At 53.2% G+C, this 4,028-nt stretch carries 4 protein-coding genes; 2 read left to right on the forward strand and 2 right to left on the reverse strand.

Annotated elements, in window-relative coordinates; all coding sequences use genetic code 11:
- Window positions 1-1,205, reverse strand: a 1,205-nt coding sequence (locus HT737_RS04620) for a DUF2235 domain-containing protein (RefSeq protein WP_182401637.1), incomplete at its 3' end; no start/stop codon positions are given.
- Window positions 1,206-1,532: 327 nt separating this feature from the next.
- Between HT737_RS04620 and HT737_RS04625 the strand changes: the two genes are divergently transcribed.
- Complete coding sequence (locus HT737_RS04625; RefSeq protein WP_182401639.1) at window positions 1,533-2,252, forward strand: hypothetical protein; 720 nt, start codon at window positions 1,533-1,535, stop codon at window positions 2,250-2,252.
- A gap of 126 nt (window positions 2,253-2,378) precedes the next feature.
- On the opposite strand, the gene HT737_RS04630 is transcribed toward HT737_RS04625, so the two are convergent.
- The gene (locus HT737_RS04630; RefSeq protein ID WP_182401641.1) at window positions 2,379-2,741 is read right to left on the reverse strand and encodes a DUF6124 family protein; all 363 of its coding nucleotides are present in this window, start codon (window positions 2,739-2,741) and stop codon (window positions 2,379-2,381) included.
- Between the two features lie 508 nt (window positions 2,742-3,249).
- Here HT737_RS04630 and HT737_RS04635 point away from each other — a divergent pair.
- A complete protein-coding gene (locus tag HT737_RS04635) occupies window positions 3,250-3,789 on the forward strand; it encodes a thioesterase family protein (RefSeq protein ID WP_182401643.1) in 540 nt (179 codons plus the stop codon).
- Window positions 3,790-4,028: the final 239 nt, after the last annotated feature.

Raw genomic sequence — 4,028 nt, forward strand, 5'->3', positions numbered from 1 at the left:
CGTTTGAGTTGAACGGCGGCATAGACTCGTTTGACTCGAGGACTCAGTCGATCCTGAGGACTGATCGGCATCAGTAATGGAGCTGGAGTAACTATCTCTAGCATTTCGGAAGGCCAGCCGTTGGCTAACCACTGATTTCTCACATTGACCGCATCCTGATAGATAGATGTGGTAGTGACATCCGCGTAATTGCCGACTTCTAGCGTTTGCATTGGGCTAACGAGCACGCATTCTTCGGCCTCCTCGAGGTAACCCCCGCCCACATCAGAATGTACTCCTGGCAAAACAATTTCCGGATGATCCATCGCTACTCGATTGAGAGCAAAGTTAGCCCTGCATTCGTCCCGAGCAGCCAACTGCACAACGTCGGTGAAATAACGTCGGTCGAGGTAGAGTTTGATCCCCGTTGCGACTGCACTTTTGATGTTGCCTAAATTGGACCATCCAGCAATCGACGGTACAGTGTCGAACAACCCAATGAAGCCCATGTTGATGTCGCTGTTGTATTGATCGACAAAGGTCGAACTGAAGGCATCGGACTTACTGCGGAGAATCTCGCCCAAAGGGCCTTGTTTGCCACGCACGATTTCATTGGCGAAATGTCTGGCGGCTGCCGCACCGCGACTGAAGCCAAAAGTGTCGAAGGTCAACGAAGTAATTTCACTATCGGGATTTTTATCCAATACCTCAGTGATACGCTGTTCGATCAACACGAAAGAAGATTGGACGCGCCCGGCAACACCGGTTTCGCCGCGTCCTGTACCGGCGCCGAATTTACTGTCCTCTTCACCTGAACGGGTGCCTATGCCTTCGACGTAGACCATACCGGAAGCTTTCTTTCGTGGCCCCTCCCCCTCAGCGCGTCGCGGCGACTCATACAGTTCGCTCAGCTTTTTCACATTGCTGACATCGTTGCCGTAACTGCTATCCGGATCACTCATGTAAGGCATGCAACTCGCAGGAATATCCTGCGGCGCAATCGGATGCTGCGCACCACACAGCAACCCTGCCGCCGTGTTGTTCGCATTGTTACCAGTACCATCAAAGAAAACCCCAATCCTCAACGCAATGCCGATTTTCTCGGGCTCGCGCGCAGGCTCTTTCCCATGCTTCTCATACTCCGCCCAACGCTGGGCGTGGATGTCGACGGGTTTGGCTTCTTCGTAGCGGTAGTTTTTCGGGGGGTTGGGAACGTAGCCACTCAATCCTTGATTCCTTGTTCTGATCCTTAAAGAACGGGCCGAAGGGTGACAGCCGAGGCCTGGAGGCGCAAGGCGTGGCCCTGTGCCAGCGCAGTTGAGAAAGCCGTCTGTGTTCAAGGCTTCTCTGACGTAGATACGGATGGATTCGGTGACGTACTTCAGATCATTTTTTCGCCTAAGGAAAGTCTGCCCAGCCTCCTATTAAGGAGGCCTACATTTAACGACCATCCACTGGATTCCAGCGCCATCTCTGCACCTCCGCCTCTAGCAAAGTAAATTTATGCCGATAAAAAGAATTACCGAGTTTACTAAGAACAAAGGAGCACTAACATGGGGTACGATCCGATCATGCAAATGATATTAATTGCATGCATCATCGCAGGAAGCATAGCCCTTCTATACTGCGTTTTTTATTGGTTACTTATCAGAAAAACCAAATATCTTCCGACGCGCCTGGATGATATCGGTTGGAAGAAAGCTGATTACTGGTGGATTATAATTGGAGCTTTTGGATTTGTTATCCAATCAATCCAGTCGGGAACTGCGATTAATCAATCCACTATAAATATGGAAGAAAGCATTGGTCGACTCACAAGCCAAAATCTCAACATGGCGGCTGCGAGGCTTAGCGACCCTCCGATTTGCATCCCGCCGTCAGCAAACACTCACGCGACGGCTGTTTCCAAAGAACTGGCTTCAGCATGCGAGGAATATCGGAAAATCAGACCTGATGAGCCGACAAAAACGCAGGTTGACTTGAAAATCGCCCGCTATTTTACCGACGAGAGAAAAGGAATAATTAGATATAAAAATCCTTTAATAAAAGAAAGATTTGACAATCTGATCCAAGAGCACGCCAGGCATGTAATACAGAGCGACTCAATTGAAAAAGCAAGATCCAACTTCAGACACTTCGAAAAAATCTTTGACATAATAAAATACGTAGCGTCAATTTTACTTGGTGCGGCAATCGCGTTAAGGCTTGCAAAAGTCACGGGGGAAATAAGGCTTAAAACAGACTCAACAAGGGATCAGCCGCCACAGACATAGCGCTGAAGCGATCTGAAAAAGCATAAATACAAGTTTGATCAATAGCTGAAGGACAATAACAACCTCTAGTAACCGGCAGCATTCCACAGTGGCGACGCGTACACCTTCGCCACAGTTGGATAATGCCTATCCCTGTAATTCGACGTTGTCGAGGCCCTGGTTTACGGCGAGTTCGCCGAGCATGACGACCTGGGCGATGCCCAGTGCGGTTTTGCGGTGGGAGGTGTCGAGTGTGGCGGCGAAGTTGTTGAGCATTTCACTGGCGGAGCCGAGGGTTTCGCTGGCGTTGGCGAGCAGGGATTCGGTGTCGCACTTCGGGTTGGCGAGGTACATGGGTTCGGGGTTTTGGTGGCTGGCCATGATTGGGGTGGCCGGGGTGAGGTAATGGTCGAGGGCGCGTTCGGCGGCTTCGTGGAGTTTTTTGGAATCGAGGGATTCGTAGGGGGATGCGAGGTCGGTTTCTGGTGGGTTGGGTGTTGGTTTGATCATGGTGAAACTCCTGATTGTTCATTAGGAGCTACCAGCATCACTTGCAGATGATGGGTGGCAGCTGTGCGCGGGTCTGCAAGACCGGGAAACCAGGAACCCGGCAGACCCGAAGGTCTCCCGCACAAAGCTGCCATTTTATGGACGCGAGCGTGCGTCCATTTGGCATGGCTATGCGACTGGTTTTCCGGCGGGCTTGCAGACCCGATCACTGAAGAGCAGTGACAGGAATCAAGTTACGGAGAGCGTGCCAGACGCACAAGCCGGCGGATTCTGGCGTACTCGTAGGCGATGGCGCAAGGCGTTGTAGGGCTTCGGTGGTAACGGCAGGCTTCACATAAACATCCCGATTGTTTCCTGTTTATCCGCGGATTGAACGGGCTACCGATCCAGCATCAACCCCGCAATGATCGGAATGCACTGTTCCGTCCAAAAAAGTCATTTACGCACCTACCTCGCCATCGCTCGGCTCGCTAGAGTGCAGCGCTCTTTTCAACGGGCTGACGTACTGATGAATCTGTGGTTTCGATTGCTCTGCATGCTTTTTTGCCGACCGTGGCGCAAGCCGGTCAATGCGCTGGAATCCACCGTGATCCGCATGCGCGTGTGGCCGCTGGATCTCGATTTGAATCGGCACGTCACCAATGGCCGCTACTTCACCATGGCTGACGTCGGGCGCATGGATTTTGTGTTGCGCAGTGGCGCGTTTCGGGTGGCGTTGCGCGCTAAGGCGTTGCCGATCGTTGGCGATACCTGGGGTAAATTTCGGCGTGAGCTGAAGCTGTTTGAAGCGTTTGAAATTCACAGCCGGATGCTTGGCTGGGACGACAAATGGAGCTTCATGGAGCATCGCTTCGTGAGCAAGGGACGGGTGATCGGCGTGGTGGTCATGCGTGGGCTGTTTCGTTCGGCGAAAGGCACGATGGCGCCGGGTGAGTTTGTCAGGGCGTTGGGGTTGCCTGAACAGTCGCCGGAGATGCCGGCGTGGTTGACGTCGTGGTCGGCGAGTTGCGATCTGATGAGTCGTCAGCTCAGGGGTGAGGAGGTTTGAGTCATCGGGTGCCTGGATGATCGTGTTTATGGATACAGCACGGTGTCGATTGGGTTGGCGTCTTCGAGAGCAAGCTCGCTCCCACAGGTTCGCGGTCAGGCTGGGGAACTCGTTTTGACTGGGCTGGCGTCTTCGCGAGCAGGCTCGCTCCCACAGGTTTTGGGTCAGGCTCGGGAGGGCGTTTGGCCGGGCTGGCGCCATCGCGGGCGCAGCCCGGCTCCCACAGGGATTGGGGGGTG

The organism is Pseudomonas sp. MD195_PC81_125 (assembly GCF_014060985.1).
GTDB classification, from domain to species: Bacteria; Pseudomonadota; Gammaproteobacteria; order Pseudomonadales; family Pseudomonadaceae; genus Aquipseudomonas; species Aquipseudomonas parakoreensis.